This window comes from Methylocystis silviterrae (genome assembly GCF_013350005.1).
Lineage (GTDB): Bacteria > Pseudomonadota > Alphaproteobacteria > Rhizobiales > Beijerinckiaceae > Methylocystis > Methylocystis silviterrae.
The window spans coordinates 14746-32752 of the sequence record NZ_JABVWW010000013.1; the positions used below are offsets into that span (position 1 = coordinate 14746).

Sequence of the window (18007 nt, forward strand, 5' to 3'; positions counted from 1 at the left end):
GTTCCTTTCTTCTCAGGCCTGCTGTTCGGCGTCGAACTGTGCGAAGGCGGCGAGCGCGTGGCTCGCATACATCACCGACGGTCCGGCGCCCATGTAGATGCTCATGGCGAGCGTCTCCATCACCTCCTCGCGCGTCGCGCCACGCTGTGACGCGGCTTTGGCGTGGAAAGCGATGCAATCGTCGCAGCGCACCGCGACGCTGACCGCAAGCGCGATCAGTTCCTTTGTCTTGGGGTCGAGCGCGCCTTGCGCGCCCGCCGATATCGCCATCGCCGAAAAGGCCTTCATCACCTCGGGCGAGCCGACGCGCAATTCTCTTATGTCGGCGGAGAGCTTCTTGGCGAGCGCCGCCCAGTCTTCGATCATGAGGCCCTCCTTGTGAGTTCGTCGTCGCGCAGGACGACATAGATCGCGGGGATGACAAGCAGGGTCAGCGCCGTCGATGAGGCGAGGCCAAAGACCAGCGAAATCGCGAGGCCCTGAAAGATCGGATCGGTGAGGATAAACGCGGCGCCGATGATCGCCGCGGCGGCCGTGAGAAAGATCGGCTTGAAGCGGACCGCGCCCGCCTCGATCAGCGCCGCGCGCAAGCTCATGCCGCCGGCGCGCAAATGCCGGATGAAATCGACGAGCAGGATCGAATTGCGCACGACGATTCCGGCGAGCGCGATGAAGCCGATCATCGAGGTGGCGGTGAAGGCGGCGTTGAACAAAATATGGCCGATGACGATGCCGACGAGCGTCAGCGGCACCGGCGCCAGGATCACGAGCGGCAGTTTGAACGAGCCGAACTGCGCGACGACGAGAAGATAGATGCCGAGCAGCGCCACCATGAAGGCGGCGCCCATGTCGCGGAAGGTGACATAGGTCACCTCCCACTCGCCGTCCCAGAGCAGCGTGGGTTTGGAATCATCGAGCGGCTGGCCGTGATATTTGATCGTCGGCGGACCTGAGGCGCCCCAATCGATCTTATCGATCGCGTCTTCGACCGCGAGCATCCCATAGATCGGCGCTTCGAAACGTCCGGCGACCTCGGCGCTGACCATTTCGGCGAAGCGGCCGTTATGCCGGAAAATCGGATAGGAGCCGAGTTCGCGCGTCGCCTTGACCACATCGCCGAGCTCGACATTGGCGCCCTGACGCGCCGTGCCGCCGGCAGGGAGCGGCGTCGACAGGATGCGCTCGCTGGGCGTCATCGCTCCGCGCGGCAACGCCACGGAAATATCGATGGGCTTGGCGCCGCCGCCCTTTTGCGAAAAGCCGATTTTTGCGCCGCCGACCAGAGCGCCGATCGTGTCATAGACGGCGCGCTCTTCGACGCCGTGATATTCGAGCGCTTCCTGATCGATCTCAAAGCGCAGGCGCTCCGCCCGCTGGCCGAAGCTGTCGTCGGTATCGACGACGAAATCGACCGCGTCAAAAGCCTTGCGCACTTTCGCCGCGAGATCGCGCCGCGACTGCGCGTCCGGTCCATAGACTTCGGCGAGCAGCGTCGACAGCACGGGCGGACCCGGCGGCACTTCGACGACCTTGATCGCGGTATGCTCCGGCGCGGGCAGGCCTTCGAGTCGCTTGCGAATGTCGAGCGCGATCGCGTGGCTCGCGCGGCTGCGCTCGGACTTCGGCTGCAGATTGATCGCCAGATCGCCCATCTCCGGCGCCTTGCGCATATAATAATGCCGTACCAGACCGTTGAAATTGAACGGCGCGGCCGCGCCCGCATAGGACTGAACCGAGGTCAGCTCCGGAATGTCCTTCAGACGCTCGGCCGCCGCCGTCAGCACCCGGTCCGTTTCTTCGAGCGAAGCGCCGCGCGGCAGATCGACGACGACCGCAATCTCCGACTTGTTGTCGAACGGCAGCAGCTTTACGCGGACGGTTTTCGTCACGAAAAGCCCCATTGAAAGAAGCGTCGCGATGCCGACGGCCGCAAGAAACCATTGCGAGCGCTTGCGGCCCTTCAGCAAGGGCGTCGCCACGCGCACATAGAAATTGCCCATGGGGCCGCGTTCATGCGCATGATCGACGCCGTCGCCGCGCTCCTGCGCGAAACGCTTGCCGGCGACCTTGAGCAGAAGCCAGGGCGTGATGGTCATGGCGACAAAAAAGGAAAAGATCATCGCGAGCGAAGCGTTCGCGGGGATGGGACTCATGTAGGGCCCCATCAGACCCGAGACGAACATCATCGGCAGCAGCGCGGCGACGATGGTGAGCGTCGCGACGATCGTCGGATTGCCGACTTCCGCCACGGCTTCCACAGCCGTGTCGATCAGGCTGCGGGAGCCGCGCATATGCCAGTGGCGCACGATGTTTTCAACGACGACGATGGCGTCGTCGACCAGAATGCCGATCGAGAAGATCAGCGCGAAAAGACTGACGCGATTGATCGTGTAGCCCATCAGCCATGAGGCGAAGAGCGTGAGCAGAATGGTCGTCGGGATGATGACGAAGACGACGACGCCCTCGCGCCAGCCGACCATCACCACGATGAGCGCGACGATCGAGACGGTCGCGAGCGCCAAATGGAAGAGCAGCTCGTTGGCCTTCTCCGTGGCCGTCTCGCCATAGTCGCGCGTCACCGCGATCTCGATGTCGTCAGGGACGATGCGGCCCTTGACCGCCTCCAGCCGATGCATGATCTCGTCGGCGACGATCACGGCGTTGGCGCCCTTGCGCTTGGCGATGGCGATGCTGACGGCGGGACGCTTATCGAGACCGCCGGCGGCGTTGCGGGTCATGGTCCAGCTGAGCCGGTCGGGCTCGGCGGCGCCGACGCGCACATCGGCGACGTCTTTTACATAGACCGGCCGTCCGTCTCTCGTAGTGAGTAGCAGCAGACCGACATCAGGGACGCCCTGCAGAGTTTGGCCGGCGACGACCGGCACGGCGCGATTGGCCTCGCGAAACGCGCCGACGAGAAAGGAGCGGTTGGCGTTGGTCAGCTTGTCGATGAGCTGATTAAGCGTCATCCCATATTGCGACAGGCGCTCCGGATCAGGCTCGACGCGGATCTGATTGGGGCTGCCGCCGACGATGTAACTTAAGCCGACGTCATTGACCTTGGTGAGGTCGTGCTGCAATTCCTCGGCGACCTGATAGAGGCCGTTGTCGGTCCATCGGTCGGCGCGTTCGGGCTTTGCGGAGAGCGTCAGCACGACGATCGCCACGTCATCGATGCCGCGCCCGATGATCAGCGGCTCGGGAATGCCCTTCGGCAATTCGCCGATATTGGCGCGTATCTTGTCGTGAATGCGCAGCACGGCGTTGTCCTGCGGGGTGCCGACATAAAAGCGCGCCGTGACGACCACATTGTCGTCGCGCGTCTGCGAATAGACATGCTCGACGCCGTTGACGCCCTTGATGATGTCCTCAAGCGGGCGGGTGATGAGTTCTATCGCGTCTTCAGCCTTATAGCCGTTGGCCGACACCATAATGTCGACCATCGGCACGGAGATTTGCGGCTCCTCCTCGCGCGGCAGCGAGCGCAGCGCGATCAGCCCGACGAGAATCGAGGCGAGCAGGAGGAGCGGCGTCAGCGGCGAATTGATGAAGACGCGGGTCAGCGTGCCGGAAATGCCGGGGCGAAATTCATCGCTCATGGCGTCGACACCACGTCGCCGTCATGGAGGCCGGAAAGAACCTCGACGCCGTCGCCGTGCGCTTCGCCAAGCTGAATGACGACTTCTTCGCCGGAGGCGAGTCGAACGAAATCCACGCCCGCGCGCCGATAGACCGCAGGGTGCGGAATGATGATCGTGTCACGCTTGCCCGTCGTGACGTAAACGCGCGCCCGTTCGCCGACGAAATAGTCGCCGAGCCCTACGACGTCGACGTCGGCGATGACGCGGCCGCCCTGAATTTCGGGATAGACGATGCGCACGCGACCCTGCTTGCGCCCGCCGCCCGCCTCTTCGTGCAGGCCGCGCGCGCCGATCTCGACCTTGTCGCCGGCGCGCATGAAACGCGCGTGGCGCTCGGGCAATTGCAGACGCAGGATATATTTGTCTTCGGCGATGGTCGCGATGGTTTCGCCCGGCATGACAACGCGGCCGACGGAAACGGGAATGGTGAGGATGCGGCCAGGCCCCGGCGCGCGCACCGAGCCTTCCGCCGCCTGCTGCTCGATGACGCCACGGTCGGACCGCAAGGCCGAGAGATTGCGGTCGGCGACGTCGAGCGCGGTTTTCGCGTGATCGAACAGCGCCTTGGTATAGACTCCGCGCCGAAACAGTTCCTGGGCGCGGTCGAAATCGCCCTGCGCCTTGTCGCGCTGCGCCTGCTGAGAGCGGATGCGCTGATCGAGCGCCTGAACCTGCAGAAAAAGTTTCTGATCGACGATCGAAGCGATCTCCGCGCCGCCGGCGACGTCATCACCCTCTTTGATCTTGAGTGCGCTCACGGTGCCGCCGATGCGGGCCCGCGCCGTCAACTGATGCGCAGGCTCGACGGACGCGACGACCGCCTTGAGGTCATCCACCGGCGCGACCCGGACTGTGACCTCTCCGGCATTCGCGCCCAAGGAAGCGCCCAAGGAATAAGTCAGCGCTGCGAGGAGCGCCGGCGGCGCAAGGTAAGAGCGGCCCGTCTGTCTCATGCGCTTATTTATATGCATAAAACATAAATTAGCAACCGCGAATTTAATGCGCGTGCGCGCCTGTCGTTGCAAAAGCGGAAAGGGCGGCGCGCGCCCCCTCGAACTTTGCTTGCGAGACTTTGTTATCCCCAAAGGTTGCACCAGCCGCGCGGGCTGACGGGACCGCTCACCACGCCGCATCCCGAGGGCGGGTTGAAGTAGGAACAATTGGCGCAGCTTTGCCGGCCGTTTGGCGCGCCGCGATAGGCGGCTGCGGCTTTGCTGGACCTGGCTTGCGCCGTCGTCGTTGCGCCAACCGCTGCGGCGGCGCCCAACATCAAAAATAATGATCGACGCGTTGGCGCGCGAAATTCAATCATTCGAGCCTCCTGGCCAATTCGCTCGATATCTTACGATCCGATTAAATTAGGCGCACATAATATACTGGCGAGGCCTTCGGAGTGAATGCGGCATATCGCTCTTAGCGCCTCGCCCCTGGCGCGTCCCACCTGGCGCGCTTCCGGCTTGACATTTATATTCAATAATCATAATTTAGCAACTATGAATGTAAATCTGCTTGCTCTGGCGCCGAAAGCTGCGGAAGCCGAGAGCTTTCTCAAGGCGCTGGCCAACCGCCATCGGCTGATGGTGCTATGCCAGCTGCACGGGGGCGAGCTGTCGGTGACAAAGCTGCAGGAGGCGATTGGACTGAGCCAATCGTCGCTCTCGCAGCACCTTGCGCGGCTGCGCGAGGACAAGCTCGTCAAGACTCGCCGCGAATCGCAGACGATTTACTATTCCTTGTCCGATGGGAACGTCTCGCGGATCATTGGACTGCTCTATGAAATGTTCTGCGCCGAGCAGTGCGGCAAGCCGGCCAAACCGCGCGCGCGCGTCAAATCGAAGGAACTCACCCGATGAGCATTGATCGCATCATCATGGCCTTCGCCGGGACCATGATCCTCCTGAGCCTGCTCTTGGCGCAGTTGTTCAGTCCGTGGTGGCTCCTGCTCACCGCTTTCGTCGGCGTCAATCTGCTGCAGGCCGCCTTCACGGGCCTCTGCCCATTGGCGATGGCGCTGAAGCGGTACGGCGCCAAATCAGGCGCCGCCTTTTAGACGTTATCGATGTTCAGCATGGGTGCGTGAATCGTTCGCAGCGCGCTTAAGTGAAGACTTTGGATCGTGAGCGACGAAGGGCAGATGATGGCGTCCGATTGGGTCGACGAAACGCCTTCCTTGCGCAGCCTTGACGCTGCGACGAAGACTCTTCTGCGCGACTCGGTCGTGCGCAAGCAAATCCCGCGCGGCGCGGTGCTGTTTCGGCCGGGCGATCAATGCGTCCATTTTCCGCTGATCGTCTCGGGCTCGGTGCGCGTGCAACGGGTGACCGAATCGGGCCGGGAAATCGTGCTCTACCGGGTCGGCGCGAATGAAACCTGCGTTCTGACGACAGCCTCGCTGCTTTCGGACGACGCCTACGCGGCCGAGGGGGTCGCCGAAACTGACGTCATCGCCTATGTCGTGCCCGCCGATCGTTTCAACGCGCTGATGAACACGTCCGAAGGTTTCCGTGGGCTGGTGTTCGAGGGCTACGGCAAGCGTCTGGCCACGCTGATGTCGCGCATCGAGGAAATCGTGTGCACGCGCATCAATGTTCGCCTGGCCGAACGTCTTCTCGCGCTGCGCGGCGCAGGCGACAAGATCGCCGCCACGCAGCAGGCGCTCGCCGCCGATCTCGGCACCGCGCGCGAAGTCGTCGGCCGCACGCTGAAAGCATTTGAGCGCTGCGGCTGGATAAAATTGTCGCGCGGCGGCGCCGAGATCGTCAATCTGGCGGCATTGCGTTCGCTCTGCGACGCACAGCGTGACTAAGTCGCGGACATGCGCGCGACAAGCGTGCATGTCGTCGCCGATGAGCGCAACCGTCAGCGCGAAACATTGTGCGCGCGGAGCGCATGGGAGGACGTAAATGGCTCATATCGTCATCATGGGCGCGGGGATCGGCGGCGTGGCCGCGGCGATCGAAGTCCGCGAGGGACTTTCCAAGCAACATCAGGTCACTGTCGTCTCGGATCTCGAGAATTTTCAGTTCACGCCGTCCAACCCGTGGCTCGCGGTGCAATGGCGCAAGCCGGAAGAACTCAAGGTTCCGCTCGCGCCGGTCTTCAAGAAGAAGAAGATCAATTTCATTCCGGTGGGCGCGAAGCGCGTTCTGCCTGACGAAAACCGTCTCGAACTGCAGAATGGCGAGAGCGTCGCCTACGACTATCTCGTTATTGCGACCGGTCCGAAGCTCGCCTTCGAGGAAGTGCCAGGACTTGGACCGCATGGCGGACATACGCATTCGGTCTGCACGTTGCAGCATGCCGAGACGGCGTCGAAGGCCTATGAGGAGTTCTGCAAGGATCCTGGTCCGATCATCGTCGGCGCGGCGCCCGGCGTCTCCTGCTTTGGTCCGGCGTATGAATACGCCATGATCCTTTCCACCGACCTGCGTCGGCGCGGCATCCGCGACAAGGTGCCGATGACTTACATCACGTCCGAGCCCTATGTCGGCCATCTGGGTTTGGGCGGCGTCGGCGATACGAAAGGGATGCTCGAATCGGCGTTCCGCGATCGCGACATCAAATGGATCGTCAACGCCAAGACGACCGCCATCGAACCCGGCCTTCTCAAATGCGCCGAGCTCGACGACCAGGGGCAGGTCAAGAAAGAGCACGAAGTGCCGTTCAAATTCGCCATGGTGATGCCGGCCTTCAAAGGCGTCGACGCGCTGATGGGCGTTGAGGGACTGGTCAATCCGCGCGGCTTCGTCATCATCGACAAGAATCAGCGCAATCCGAAATATCGAAATGTTTTCGGCGTCGGCGTCTGCGTTGCGATCCCGCCTGTCGAGGCGACGCCGGTGCCGACGGGCACGCCGAAGACCGGCTATATGATCGAGTCGATGGTCACGGCGACGGCGCATAATATCGCCGCGCTGATCGCCGGGCGTGAAGCAAAGGAAGAAGGCACGTGGAATGCGGTTTGCTTGGCGGATTTCGGCGACAAGGGCGTCGCCTTCGTCGCCAAGCCCCAGATTCCGCCGCGCAACGTCAACTGGTCGAGCGAGGGGCGGTGGGTGCATCTCGCCAAGATCGCCTATGAGAAATACTTCCTGCGCAAGGTCCGCAAGGGACAGAGCGAGCCTGTCTATGAGCGCTACATCATGAAACTGCTCGGCATCGAACGGCTGCGTCGCGCACTGTCATAAGGCGGCGCCGCAGCCATGCAACGCTAGGGGATGCAACGCTAGGGGATGAGTCGATGCGCACAAGGCCATTAGGACGCGAGATCGCGATCGCGCTTGGGTTCAAGTTGCTGGCGCTCGTCGCGCTCTACGTTGTGTTCTTCGGCCCCGCGCATCGCATTAGGGTGACGCCGGCGCAGATGGTGGAAGCGCTGTCCGCCACTGCGCCGCGTTGACATCGATCAGGAGCTCAAAATGTTCGAATTCGACGTCGTCACGCTCTCGCGCCTGCAATTCGCGCTGACGGCGATGTATCACTTCCTGTTCGTGCCGCTGACGCTAGGCCTCGCGCTGCTGCTCGCCATCATGGAGAGCGTCTATGTGATGACCGGGCGCACGGTCTGGCGCGAGGCGACGCAGTTTTGGGGCACGCTGTTTGGCATCAATTTCGCCATGGGCGTCGCCACCGGCGTCACCATGGAATTCCAGTTCGGCACCAACTGGGCCTATTACTCGCATTATGTCGGCGACATTTTTGGCGCGCCGCTCGCCATCGAAGGCCTGATGGCCTTCTTCCTCGAGGCGACCTTCGTCGGCCTGTTCTTCTTCGGCTGGAAACGCTTAAGCAAGGTGCAGCATCTCGTCGTCACCTGGCTCGTCGCGCTCGGCGCGAATTTCTCGGCGCTCTGGATCCTCGTCGCCAACGCCTGGATGCAGAACCCGGTCGGCGCGGCGTTCAATCCGCAGACGATGCGCATGGAGCTCACGTCCTTCGCCGAGGTGTTATTCAATCCCGTGGCGCAGTCGAAATTCGTGCACACAGTCAGCGCCGGCTATGTCACGGGCGCGATGTTTGTCATGTCGATCGCCGCCTATTTTATTTTGAACCGTCGTCATGTCGCTATCGCTCGCCGCTCGCTGACGGTGGCGGCGAGCTTCGGGCTCGCTTCCGCGCTTTCGGTCGTCGTGCTTGGCGACGAGAGCGGCTATACGGCCGGCGAAAACCAGAAGATGAAGATCGCGGCGATTGAAGCGATGTGGGAGACGGAGCCGCCGCCGGCGTCTTTCACCCTCTTCGGCATTCCCGATCTCAAGAGCGAAACAACGAAATACGAGATCAAAATTCCTTGGGTCTTGGGCCTGATCGCGACGCGTTCGCTCGATAAGCCCGTCGAAGGCGTCAAGGCGCTCGTCGAACGATCCGAAGAGCGCATCCGCAACGGCATGGCCGGCTATCAGTGGCTGGCGAAAGAAGGCGGTCGTCCCAACGCCGCCGTTCCGCCGGAACTCGAAGCGTCGATGCGCGACGTCGGGCATTCGCTGCTGGTTAAGCGCATCCGGCCCGATATCGAGAATGCGACCGACGCTCAGATTCATGAAGCGGCGCTGTCGACGATCCCCGACGTGCCGGTGCTGTTCTGGTCTTTCCGCATCATGGTGGCGCTGGGGTTCTATTTCATCGCGCTCTTCGCCGCCGCGTTCTATCTGTCGAGCCGGCGACGCTGCGGGAAGCCCTGGTTCCTGCGCATGACCATGTATAGCCTGCCGCTGCCCTGGGTCGCGGCCGAACTCGGCTGGATCGTCGCCGAATATGGCCGGCAGCCGTGGATCATCGACGCGACAATGCCGACGTTCCTCGGCGTCTCCAACATCCCCGCGTCGAATGTCGCGGCGAGCCTCGCAGCCTTCGTGCTGTTCTACAGCGCGCTCGCCATCATCGATGTCGCGCTCATCGTCAAATATGTCCGCATCGGCCCGCGGGATGAGGCCGAGCCGCAGCGCTCAGGCGCGCCCGTGCTTCCCGCGCCGGCGCCGGCGCAAACCCGATAGCAAAGGCGAAAGCAATGTTCGACTATATGACGCTTCGCCTCATCTGGTGGGCGATTCTCGGCGTCCTGCTCGTGGGCTTCGCCGTCATGGACGGCTTCGACATTGGCGTCGCCATGCTGCATCCTTTCGTTGCGCGCAATGACACGCAGCGGCGCGTGACGCTGAACACGATCGGTCCCGTCTGGGAAGGCAACCAGGTCTGGTTCATTCTCGGCGGCGGCGCTGTCTTCGCGGCCTGGCCGCCGCTTTATGCGGTGTCCTTCTCCGGCTTCTATCTTGCCATGCTGCTGGTGCTGATCGGCCTCATTCTGCGGCCGGTGGCGATCACCTTCCGCGACAAAAGACCCGAGACCGGCTGGCGCGAAACCTGGGACTGGCTCTTCTTCGTCTCCGGTTTTGTCCCCGCGCTGATTTTCGGCGTGGCCTTCGGCAATCTTCTGCAGGGCGTTCCCTTCCATTTCGATCAGGCGCTGCGCCCGACCTATGAGGGCGGCCTCCTTGGTCTGCTTAATCCATTCGCCTTGCTCTGCGGCCTCGTGAGCGTAGCGATGCTCACGATGCAAGGCTCGGCCTGGCTGAGCGTGAAAAGCGAGGGTGAGGTTTCCGTCCGCGCCCGCCGATCTGGCGCGCTCGCGGCGATTCTGCTTGTTCTGCTCATTTCCGCCGGGGGACTGTGGATCATGCTGGGCGTCGAAGGATTTCGCATCGACGGCGTCATCGAACATGCAGGGCCTTCGAATCCGTTGGCGAAGTCGGTGACGCGAGAAGCCGGCGCCTGGCTCGACAATTACCGCGCCTACCCCTGGATGATCGCTGCGCCCGCGCTGGCGTACACGGGCGCGCTCGTTGCGGCGTTGGCCTTCGCCTTCTCGGCGGGCAGGATCGCGTTTCTCGCCAGCAGCCTTTCGGTCGCGGGCGTCGCAACCATGGCGGGCTTCAGCATGTTCCCGTTCCTGCTGCCGTCATCGACCCACCCGAGCCAAAGCCTGACGGTCTGGGACGCGTCGTCGAGCAAAGCGACGCTCTCGCTCATGCTCATCGCGGTGATCGTCTTTCTGCCGATCGTCCTTGCCTACACCAGCTGGGTCTACTACGTGCTGCGCGGCGCAGTGAGCGAGGCGGCGATCCGTCGCGGCGACGATTACTACTATTGAGCGGGAGAAAACGCGGCATGTGGTATTTTTCCTGGATCCTAGGGCTGGGGCTCGCCTGCGCCTTCGCCATTCTCAACGCCATGTGGCTCGAGCTCGACGACGACGACAGGCAAAAATAGCAGCCGCGCCTCAAGCGAGACTTAGTCGCTGTGCGATCTCACGCGAGGCGATAGCCTGACATTGCATCGCCGCGGGAGAAGGGAGATTATCATGGTCGCCAATATCGGAAGGACCGATCGGATCATCCGCATCGTCGCCGGACTGCTCTTGCTCAGCCTCGTCTTCATTGGTCCGCAGTCGCTATGGGGCCTTGTCGGGCTCATTCCGCTGACCACGGCCTTCGTCAACTTCTGCCCCGCCTATAAGCTTCTGGGCATGGATACGCTCGGCAAGTAGCTCGGCAAGTAGCTCGGCACGTAAATCCGTCTCGCGCCGGCCACGGCGCGAAGACGGAATGACGCAATGCGGCCGACGCTGGAGCGCCGGCTACGGTCGGACGCTGCGCGGCGAGGCGTAACCTGGATGAATGAAACGGCGATCACGTTTCACGCCCGCGGCATGCATTGCCACGGCTGCGAGCATGTCATCGAGGCGGCGGTCAGAAAGCTCGCCGGCGTGCGCAGCGTTTCGGCCAGCTATCCGACCGAGACGGTCGTCGTCGACTATGACGCCGATGCGACCAATTTCAGTGCGATTCGCAACAGCGTCGAGCAGAACGGCTATCGCGTCGTTCTGACGGAAGAAGCGCAGCGCCGGCGTTCGCCTTTCGTAAGACTGGCGATCATCGTCACCGCGCTCGCCGCGCTCGCCGCCTTAATTTTGTTCGATACGCGTTGGATCAGCGCCGAGGGCGAACCGGACATCGCTCAGCATATGAGTCTCGGCCTCCTGTTTCTTCTGGGCCTGCTGACCGGTTTTCATTGCGTCGGCATGTGCGGCGGTTTCGTTGTGGGTTATGCGGCGGCCGACGCGCGGGCGGGGCGCTCGTCCTTCGTCTCACACCTCGCCTATGGGGCGGGAAAGACGCTTTCCTACGCCACGATCGGCGCCGCCTTCGGCTGGCTCGGCGCCTTCATCGCGTTCACGCCCCTACTGCGCGGCGTCGCCGGAGTCGCGGCGGGCGCTTTCCTCCTCATCTTCGGGCTCAATATGCTCGGCCTGTTCGCGCCGCTACGCCGCTTCCGGTTCGGACTGCCCGGCCCGCTGCAGAACTGGGTGAATCGCGAGGCGGGCGGCGCCAGACATCGACCGTTCGTGATCGGTCTTCTCAATGGACTGATGATCGCCTGCGGACCGTTACAGGCGATGTATGTGATGGCGGCCGGGACCGGCAGCCCGGTGGAAGGCGCGAAGACGCTATTCGTCTTCGGTCTTGGAACCTTGCCGGTGATGCTCGCCTTCGGCGCGCTGACGACAGTGCTCTCGGGGGCGGTGACGCATCGCCTGCTGACCGCGTCCGGCGTGATCGTCGTCGCGCTCGGCGCGGTGATGATCAATCGCGGATTGATCCTCACAGGCTCGGGCGCCGATCTCGCGTCGCTGACGACGAGCTGGCGAAGCCCGGCGCCCGTTGAACGCGCCCAACCACAGCAGGATTCTGCCGCGCCGAAGACGCAGACGATCGAGATGGAGGCCAATGGCCTTGGCTTTGCGCCCACCCGCTTCACGCTGCTGCGCGGCGTTCCGGTCAAATGGGTGATCAACGCGACGCAAGTGACGACCTGCAATAATCGTATCCTGGTTCCATCCTTGAAGCTCGAATTCGACGTCAAGCCGGGACGGCAGACGATCGAATTCACGCCGGAAAAGACGGGCGTCATTCCCTGGAGCTGCTGGATGGGAATGTTGCGCGGGGAGTTCGTCGTCGTCGACGCAAAGCCGGCCGCGCCATCTCAGCCATCCGCCCCTGTCGCCTCGGCCGATCAGGGCGCGCCTCAAGCGAGGCAAAGCCCGCCAGCGCCGGTCGCCGTGCAGAAGACCTATACGGTGCGGCGCGGCGACACGCTGCGCGCGATCGCCAAGCGGCTCTATGGCGACGAAAAGCGCTGGCGCGACATCGCCGCCGCCAATCCGGCGCTCAATCGTAAAAAGTTGCGGCAGGGCCAAATCATCACTCTGCCCGCCGACGCGCAGCCGTGACGATTCGTCTCGTGCGTCCCGGGGCGCTGCGGGTTACGTTCGACCCGCTCACATGAAAAGGGGGAGGCCATGATCGGAAGATTTCTCTTAGCCGCGGCATGCGGGCTCTCGTTGTTCGCCGCCGCCGCTATCGCGGGCGACGATACGGACGATCACGGCGTGCATATGAAGCAAATGAACATGGAGCATATGAAAATGTCGCCGAAGATGAGCGACACGCGCCAGGAGGTCGACCTTCCGGCGCCGATGCGCGCGCATATGCTCGCCAATATGCGCGGACATGCGGAGGCGGTCGCCGAGATCCTGGCGGCCTTGGGCAAGGGCGACGGCGCGGGCGCGGGGAAAATCGCCGACACGCGGCTCGGCATGGCGTCGTCCGGCGCGGCGGCGTGCAAGCCGAACGCCAAGAGCGGCGAACTCGGCGATATGCCGGCGATGATGGCGCATCACATGCCCGACGAGATGCGCGCGCTCGGTCTGACGATGCATGAGCAGGCGAGCAAATTCGCGCAGGAGGCGGCCAAGATCGGGCCCGGCGGCGACATGCGGCCCGCGCTTGCTGAACTGTCGCAAGTCGTGCAAGCCTGCAACGCCTGCCACGCCACCTATCGCCTCGACTAGCGCGCGTGCGGCGCTAGAGCGCGCTCGCGAAAAAGTGACGCCGGTTTTTCGCGCCAAGCGCGCTCTAAATTTATGTGAACGATTACGTCATTTGGATGTGGGCGCATTCGCCCGAATCCAGCGTGCTCCAGGAGCCGACGGTGCGCATCGCGACTTGGAACGTCAATTCCGTCAGGCAGCGTCTCGCGCCGCTTCTCGCCTTTTTGCGCGAGGCCGCGCCGGACGCGCTCTGCCTGCAGGAAACGAAGTGCGAGGACCACGCCTTCCCGCGACTCGAAATCGAGGACGCCGGCTATAACGTCGCTGTCCACGGACAGAAGGGGTTTAATGGCGTGGCGATTCTTTCGAAATCGCCGCTACAGGATGTGACTCTCGGTCTGCCGGGCTTCGACGGCGAGGCGCAGTCGCGCTACATTGAGGCGATCATCGCCGACGGCGCCGGCGGCGTCATGCGCGTCGCCTCGATCTATGCGCCAAACGGCAATCCGCCGCACACGCAGAAATATCTCTACAAGCTCGCCTTCATGGAGACGCTGACGCGCCACGCGGAGGCGCTGCTTGGCCTCGAAGAGCCGACGGTGCTTGCCGGCGACTACAATGTCATTCCGGAGGCGCGGGACGTCTATGAGGCGTCGGCCTGGGTTGGCGACGCATTATTCCTGCCGCAGACCCGCGCCGCCTATCAGCGCCTGGTCAATCTCGGCTATGCGGACGCTTTGCGAGCGACGTCCGACGAAGGCGGGCTTTACACGTTTTGGGATTATCAGGCCGGCGCCTGGCAGAAGAACAAGGGACTTCGCATCGATCATCTTCTGCTCTCGCCGCAAGCTTCTGATCGGCTGGCGCGCGTAGAGATCGTCAAATCGATGCGGGCCGGCGAGAAACCTTCCGATCACGTCGCGATCTACGCCGATTTCGCCGCGTGATCGAGTAGACCGAGCGCGCCGCCGCTGCGCCAGAGCACATAGAGCGCCACCGCGAAGATGACCGTCGCGAAGACGGCGCTCAGCGCCCCGCGCATCTTTGACAGATGTCGCGCCGCCGCGGCGCCGATCAATCCGCCAAACGCGCCGCCGAGCACGAGCGTCCCGGCAAGCTCCCAGTCCACGAGGTCTGAAGAAGCGTAGTTCGCCGCCGTTGTCACCGCGAAGGCGGCGACCGCGACGAGCGACGAGCCGATGGCGTTCAAGATCGGCATGTCGGAAGCAAACATCAGCCCCGGCACGATCAGGAAGCCGCCGCCGATGCCGAAGAAGCCCGAAAGCGCGCCGGCCGTAGCGCCGGCGCCGGCGAGCCGGGAGAAATTCTCGCGGTTGAGCCTGACTGCTGGATAGCCCAGCGCGCCCCGGCGCCGGAGCATCAGATAGGACACAACGACCATCAGCAGCGCGAACAGCGCCAGCAGCTTCTCGCCGTCGATGATCTTTCCGAGCGTCGATCCGCCGAATGCGCCGGCAACCCCGAAGACTGCGAAGACAGAGGCGCAGCGCCATTTGATGGTCCGTGCGCGCGCATGATTGGCGAGACTCATCAGGGCGTTGACGGCGACGGCCGCGGCGCTTGAGCCGATCGCGATATGTGGATTGGGCACGCCGACAAGATAGACAAGAAGCGGCACGGCCAGCACCGAGCCGCCGCCGCCGACGAGCGCCAGCGTAAAGCCGACGAGTCCGCCGGAGATCAGACCAAGCACGGCGTCCAGAGGAAGAGCCGTCAGCATGTCGCTCCTTCGCGCGTATAATATTAGCTATTGCTTATTTAGCTATAGCGCATATATCTGACGGCGCAAGCAGGAAAAGGCGAAAGCACGAACGAAGCGAGTGCTTGAGCGCTGCAAGAAGGAGAGATCGATGCCGCAGGCGCCGTCCGTGAGGGCCTTCTTTGACGAGCCCACCAACACGATCACCTATATCGTCAGCGACCCCGCCACGAAGCGCGCGGCGATCGTCGATCCCGTGCTCGATTATGACCCGGCGAGCGGAGTCGCCGATTCGCATTCCATCGACGCCATCCTCGCCGAGGCGGCGCGGGAAGGATTAACGATCGATTGGGTTCTCGAAACTCATGCGCACGCCGATCATCTTACGGCCGCCCAGATCGTCAAAACGGCGACGGGCGCGAAGATCGGCATCGGCGAACACATCGACAAGGTCCAGGCGATCTTCAAGCCGGTGTTCGGGGCTGAGGACGTAAAGGCCGACGGCGGCTGCTTCGACCACCTCTTCAAGGACGGCGAGCGGTTCAAGATCGGCGAACTCGAGGGCGAAACGATCTACACGCCCGGCCACACGCCGGCCGACGTCGCTTATAAGATCGGCGATGCGGTGTTTGTCGGCGACACGCTGTTCATGCCCGACTATGGGACGGCGCGCGCGGATTTTCCGGGCGGCGACGCGCATGCGCTTTACCAGTCGATCCGCCGCATTCTTTCGCTGCCCCCGCAGACGCGGCTCTTCATGTGTCACGACTACAAGGCGCCGGGACGAGAATTCTATGCCTGGGAGACGACGGTCGCCGAGCAGCGCGCCGAGAACGTGCAGATCAAGGACGGCGTGAGCGAGGAAGACTTCGTGGCCGGGCGCCAGAAGCGGGATCAGGAGCTTGCCGCGCCGCGGCTTTTGCTGCCGTCGATTCAGGTGAACATCCGCGCCGGCAAGTTTCCGCCGCCGCGCGGGGATGGCGCGCGCTTCCTGAGCATTCCGGTGAAGTTCAAAGGCGCCGCGGCGCAGGCCGGCTGAACTTGAACGTCAGTTGCGTTCGCGCAGATAGCCTTCAAGCATGGTGACGGCCGCGCTACGGTCGGCGTCGCTGGCGGAATTCAGCGCTTCAGCGTGCAAATCCGCGATCCATTGGTCGCGGGTCGCGCCGCCAGCTGCGTCGCGCGCCAGCGTTAGAAACATGAGTCCGCGCGCGCGTTCGGGTTCGCCGCTCGCCTCGCCGGTGAACATCATCCGGCCGAGCATCGCCTGCGCCTGCGGATGGCCCTTGCGCGCCGCGAGCTCCAGCCAATTCACGCCCTGGCGGACGTTCTTCTTCACGCCGGTCCCTTCGAGATACATTCGCGCCAGATTGTACTGCGCGTCGGCGTTGCTGAAATACGTCGCCGCATAACGGAACAGATCAAACGCGCGATCGAGATCGGGCTTGATCTTTCCGCTAGGAACGCCGTCGCGCAGATAAATGCCCACGGCGACGAAGGCGCTCGCCGCCATCGAACGCTCGCGCGGATCCGGCTCGTCGTCGGCGTAGTGGTCGACGATTTGCGCGAAATATTCATAGGCCTTGGCGTCGTCGCGAACGACGCCGTCGCCTTCGGCGTACATTCGGCCAAGCTTCCATTTGGCCAGCGGCTCGCCGCCCTCGGCGGCGTAGCGCAGCGCGGCGATGGAGGTCGTGGCGTCGCCGGCATGGTAGCTTTCGAGTCCGGCGCGGAGCGCCGCGCGCGGATCCTTGAACATCGGCAGAGGCTGCGACTCGGCTCTCGCGGCCGTTCGAGGCGCGTCAAGAGCGGGCGCCGGCGCGACAAAAGCCGTCACCAGCATGCCCAGGCTCGTCGCGAAAAGGCAGAGAGGCAAAGCCGCGCGCTTCTTGCGCCTAAAGGCTGAAATCACGCCCGTATGAACGCTTTCGACCATAATGTTCCGACTTTCCTCACCCCAGAAGACGCCCGACGTCCTTAAGGCCATACGCCAGCCGTCACCGCTGATCAGCGAGAGGGAAAGAAGGAACCTGCGGCCGAAAGCGAAATCTTTCGGCGCCTGTCTCCGCATCTCGAATGAGCTTGTGACCCGATCACATTAGCTCAGCTTTTGTGTCTGAAAAGGGGCTGGCGCAGCGACAATCGTGAGCAAAATGCTAATCTGTTGCACTGTTGCAATCAGATCACATTACTGTTGCAAAAATGCAGCAGCGCCTCAAGGCGGCGCGTCGTCCTGACGCAAGCTCGAATGAGACGCGCCGATACCCAGCGGGCCGCGCTTGTGCTTTCATGCGAGCGAATCGACGGCTCCTCGCTTAAGGAAACCACATGCAGCTTCGACGCCTTATGCTCGCTACGGCCCTCGTCGGCGGGAGCGGCGCTTTCGCAACTTTGGCGCTTGCCGCGGGCGACGCCCAGCGCGGCGCGATCGTCGCGAAGCGATGGTGCGCGTCCTGCCATGTGGTGACGTCGGATCAGACCAGCGCCTCGGCCGACGCGCCGTCCTTCTTCGATATCGCCCACAGGCGAACCGACCGGAAGAAGCTTGGCCATTTCCTGATGGATCCGCATCCGCCGATGCCCGACATGCATCTCTCGCGCAGGGAGATCGACGACATCGTCTCCTATATCCGCAGCCTCGACCCCCGCCCGCAGCCCGCGCCCGAGCCTGAGGGCAAGGACAAGGAGCTTCCCAAGAACGGGTAAGCGTCTTGCCTCGCTTTACGTCGCGCGGCGTCCGCGCTAGAGCGCGCCTGCGAA

19 protein-coding genes are annotated in these 18007 nt (G+C 63.2%); 14 read left to right on the forward strand and 5 right to left on the reverse strand.

Translation table 11 applies throughout. From position 1 onward, the window contains the following. Window positions 1–12: 12 nt before the first annotated feature. From HUN39_RS13330 to HUN39_RS13340, 3 genes are read right to left on the reverse strand one after another with little or no spacing between them, the layout of a single operon-like run. Window positions 13–366, reverse strand: coding sequence for a carboxymuconolactone decarboxylase family protein (locus HUN39_RS13330; protein ID WP_175094993.1), 354 nt, complete (start codon window positions 364–366; stop codon window positions 13–15). After that, window positions 363–3599, reverse strand: coding sequence for an efflux RND transporter permease subunit (locus tag HUN39_RS13335; protein ID WP_175094994.1), 3237 nt, complete (start codon window positions 3597–3599; stop codon window positions 363–365). The genes HUN39_RS13330 and HUN39_RS13335 overlap by 4 nt, the downstream gene beginning before the upstream one ends. Continuing rightward, window positions 3596–4594 carry an efflux RND transporter periplasmic adaptor subunit gene (locus HUN39_RS13340; protein WP_175094995.1) on the reverse strand — a complete coding sequence of 333 codons (999 nt, stop codon included), beginning with the start codon at window positions 4592–4594 and terminating at the stop codon, window positions 3596–3598. The genes HUN39_RS13335 and HUN39_RS13340 overlap by 4 nt, the downstream gene beginning before the upstream one ends. A gap of 540 nt (window positions 4595–5134) precedes the next feature. On the opposite strand from HUN39_RS13340, the gene HUN39_RS13345 reads away from it, so the two are divergent. The 12 genes from HUN39_RS13345 (at window position 5135) to xth (ending at window position 14474) form a co-directional block, all read left to right on the forward strand. Continuing rightward, window positions 5135–5494, forward strand: a complete 360-nt coding sequence (locus tag HUN39_RS13345) for an ArsR/SmtB family transcription factor (RefSeq protein ID WP_175094996.1) — start codon at window positions 5135–5137, stop codon at window positions 5492–5494. Further along, entirely contained in the window at window positions 5491–5691 is a 201-nt protein-coding gene (locus HUN39_RS13350; protein ID WP_018406353.1) for a YgaP family membrane protein, read from the forward strand. Before HUN39_RS13345 ends, HUN39_RS13350 begins: the two co-directional genes overlap by 4 nt. Window positions 5692–5757: 66 nt before the next feature. Beyond that, on the forward strand, window positions 5758–6447 hold the full coding sequence (locus HUN39_RS13355; RefSeq protein WP_175094997.1) for a Crp/Fnr family transcriptional regulator: 690 nt from the start codon (window positions 5758–5760) through the stop codon (window positions 6445–6447). 97 nt (window positions 6448–6544) lie between these two features. Next, window positions 6545–7828: an NAD(P)/FAD-dependent oxidoreductase gene (locus HUN39_RS13360; protein ID WP_175094998.1), complete on the forward strand. Its 1284-nt coding sequence runs from the start codon at window positions 6545–6547 to the stop codon at window positions 7826–7828. A 53-nt stretch (window positions 7829–7881) separates the two neighbouring features. After that, window positions 7882–8040 (forward strand): cytochrome oxidase putative small subunit CydP, encoded by a 159-nt coding sequence (gene cydP / locus HUN39_RS13365; RefSeq protein WP_175094999.1) that lies wholly within the window; start codon window positions 7882–7884, stop codon window positions 8038–8040. A 19-nt stretch (window positions 8041–8059) separates the two neighbouring features. Next, entirely contained in the window at window positions 8060–9634 is a 1575-nt protein-coding gene (locus HUN39_RS13370; RefSeq protein WP_175095000.1) for a cytochrome ubiquinol oxidase subunit I, read from the forward strand. Between the two features lie 14 nt (window positions 9635–9648). Further along, window positions 9649–10788: a cytochrome d ubiquinol oxidase subunit II gene (gene cydB, locus HUN39_RS13375; protein ID WP_175095001.1), complete on the forward strand. Its 1140-nt coding sequence runs from the start codon at window positions 9649–9651 to the stop codon at window positions 10786–10788. A gap of 17 nt (window positions 10789–10805) precedes the next feature. After that, a complete protein-coding gene (gene cydX / locus HUN39_RS13380) occupies window positions 10806–10907 on the forward strand; it encodes a cytochrome bd-I oxidase subunit CydX (RefSeq protein ID WP_018406347.1) in 102 nt (33 codons plus the stop codon). Between the two features lie 91 nt (window positions 10908–10998). Beyond that, entirely contained in the window at window positions 10999–11184 is a 186-nt protein-coding gene (locus tag HUN39_RS13385) for a YgaP family membrane protein (RefSeq protein ID WP_018406346.1), read from the forward strand. Between the two features lie 126 nt (window positions 11185–11310). Then, window positions 11311–12927, forward strand: a complete 1617-nt coding sequence (locus HUN39_RS13390) for an urease accessory protein UreH domain-containing protein (protein ID WP_175095002.1) — start codon at window positions 11311–11313, stop codon at window positions 12925–12927. Window positions 12928–12996: 69 nt separating this feature from the next. Then, entirely contained in the window at window positions 12997–13548 is a 552-nt protein-coding gene (locus tag HUN39_RS13395) for a cytochrome c (protein WP_210266967.1), read from the forward strand. A 140-nt stretch (window positions 13549–13688) separates the two neighbouring features. Continuing rightward, complete coding sequence (gene xth / locus HUN39_RS13400) at window positions 13689–14474, forward strand: exodeoxyribonuclease III (protein ID WP_175095067.1); 786 nt, start codon at window positions 13689–13691, stop codon at window positions 14472–14474. Here the strand turns inward: xth and HUN39_RS13405 are convergent. Then, window positions 14453–15268, reverse strand: coding sequence for a sulfite exporter TauE/SafE family protein (locus HUN39_RS13405; RefSeq protein ID WP_175095003.1), 816 nt, complete (start codon window positions 15266–15268; stop codon window positions 14453–14455). The two genes, xth and HUN39_RS13405, sit on opposite strands and share 22 nt — an antisense overlap. A 130-nt stretch (window positions 15269–15398) precedes the next feature. On the opposite strand from HUN39_RS13405, the gene HUN39_RS13410 reads away from it, so the two are divergent. Further along, window positions 15399–16286, forward strand: coding sequence for an MBL fold metallo-hydrolase (locus HUN39_RS13410; RefSeq protein ID WP_175095004.1), 888 nt, complete (start codon window positions 15399–15401; stop codon window positions 16284–16286). A gap of 9 nt (window positions 16287–16295) precedes the next feature. Here the strand turns inward: HUN39_RS13410 and HUN39_RS13415 are convergent, their stop codons facing one another. Beyond that, entirely contained in the window at window positions 16296–17183 is an 888-nt protein-coding gene (locus tag HUN39_RS13415; protein ID WP_175095068.1) for a tetratricopeptide repeat protein, read from the reverse strand. A 392-nt stretch (window positions 17184–17575) separates the two neighbouring features. On the opposite strand from HUN39_RS13415, the gene HUN39_RS13420 reads away from it, so the two are divergent. Further along, the gene (locus HUN39_RS13420; RefSeq protein WP_175095005.1) at window positions 17576–17953 is read left to right on the forward strand and encodes a c-type cytochrome; all 378 of its coding nucleotides are present in this window, start codon (window positions 17576–17578) and stop codon (window positions 17951–17953) included. Window positions 17954–18007: the final 54 nt, after the last annotated feature.

What these genes read in the sequence shown, in the direction of transcription:
- HUN39_RS13350 (WP_018406353.1), top strand. Translation starts at nt 5,491, where the DNA reads ATGAGCATTGATCGCATCATCATGGCCTTCGCCGGGACCATGATCCTC.
- HUN39_RS13395 (WP_210266967.1), top strand. Translation starts at nt 12,997, where the DNA reads ATGATCGGAAGATTTCTCTTAGCCGCGGCATGCGGGCTCTCGTTGTTC.
- HUN39_RS13330 (WP_175094993.1), bottom strand. Translation starts at nt 366, where the DNA reads ATGATCGAAGACTGGGCGGCGCTCGCCAAGAAGCTCTCCGCCGACATA.
- HUN39_RS13340 (WP_175094995.1), bottom strand. Translation starts at nt 4,594, where the DNA reads ATGAGACAGACGGGCCGCTCTTACCTTGCGCCGCCGGCGCTCCTCGCA.
- HUN39_RS13420 (WP_175095005.1), top strand. Translation starts at nt 17,576, where the DNA reads ATGCAGCTTCGACGCCTTATGCTCGCTACGGCCCTCGTCGGCGGGAGC.
- HUN39_RS13385 (WP_018406346.1), top strand. Translation starts at nt 10,999, where the DNA reads ATGGTCGCCAATATCGGAAGGACCGATCGGATCATCCGCATCGTCGCC.
- HUN39_RS13390 (WP_175095002.1), top strand. Translation starts at nt 11,311, where the DNA reads ATGAATGAAACGGCGATCACGTTTCACGCCCGCGGCATGCATTGCCAC.
- cydX (WP_018406347.1), top strand. Translation starts at nt 10,806, where the DNA reads ATGTGGTATTTTTCCTGGATCCTAGGGCTGGGGCTCGCCTGCGCCTTC.
- HUN39_RS13410 (WP_175095004.1), top strand. Translation starts at nt 15,399, where the DNA reads ATGCCGCAGGCGCCGTCCGTGAGGGCCTTCTTTGACGAGCCCACCAAC.
- cydP (WP_175094999.1), top strand. Translation starts at nt 7,882, where the DNA reads ATGCGCACAAGGCCATTAGGACGCGAGATCGCGATCGCGCTTGGGTTC.
- HUN39_RS13345 (WP_175094996.1), top strand. Translation starts at nt 5,135, where the DNA reads ATGAATGTAAATCTGCTTGCTCTGGCGCCGAAAGCTGCGGAAGCCGAG.
- HUN39_RS13335 (WP_175094994.1), bottom strand. Translation starts at nt 3,599, where the DNA reads ATGAGCGATGAATTTCGCCCCGGCATTTCCGGCACGCTGACCCGCGTC.
- HUN39_RS13415 (WP_175095068.1), bottom strand. Translation starts at nt 17,183, where the DNA reads ATGGTCGAAAGCGTTCATACGGGCGTGATTTCAGCCTTTAGGCGCAAG.
- cydB (WP_175095001.1), top strand. Translation starts at nt 9,649, where the DNA reads ATGTTCGACTATATGACGCTTCGCCTCATCTGGTGGGCGATTCTCGGC.
- HUN39_RS13405 (WP_175095003.1), bottom strand. Translation starts at nt 15,268, where the DNA reads ATGCTGACGGCTCTTCCTCTGGACGCCGTGCTTGGTCTGATCTCCGGC.
- HUN39_RS13370 (WP_175095000.1), top strand. Translation starts at nt 8,060, where the DNA reads ATGTTCGAATTCGACGTCGTCACGCTCTCGCGCCTGCAATTCGCGCTG.
- HUN39_RS13360 (WP_175094998.1), top strand. Translation starts at nt 6,545, where the DNA reads ATGGCTCATATCGTCATCATGGGCGCGGGGATCGGCGGCGTGGCCGCG.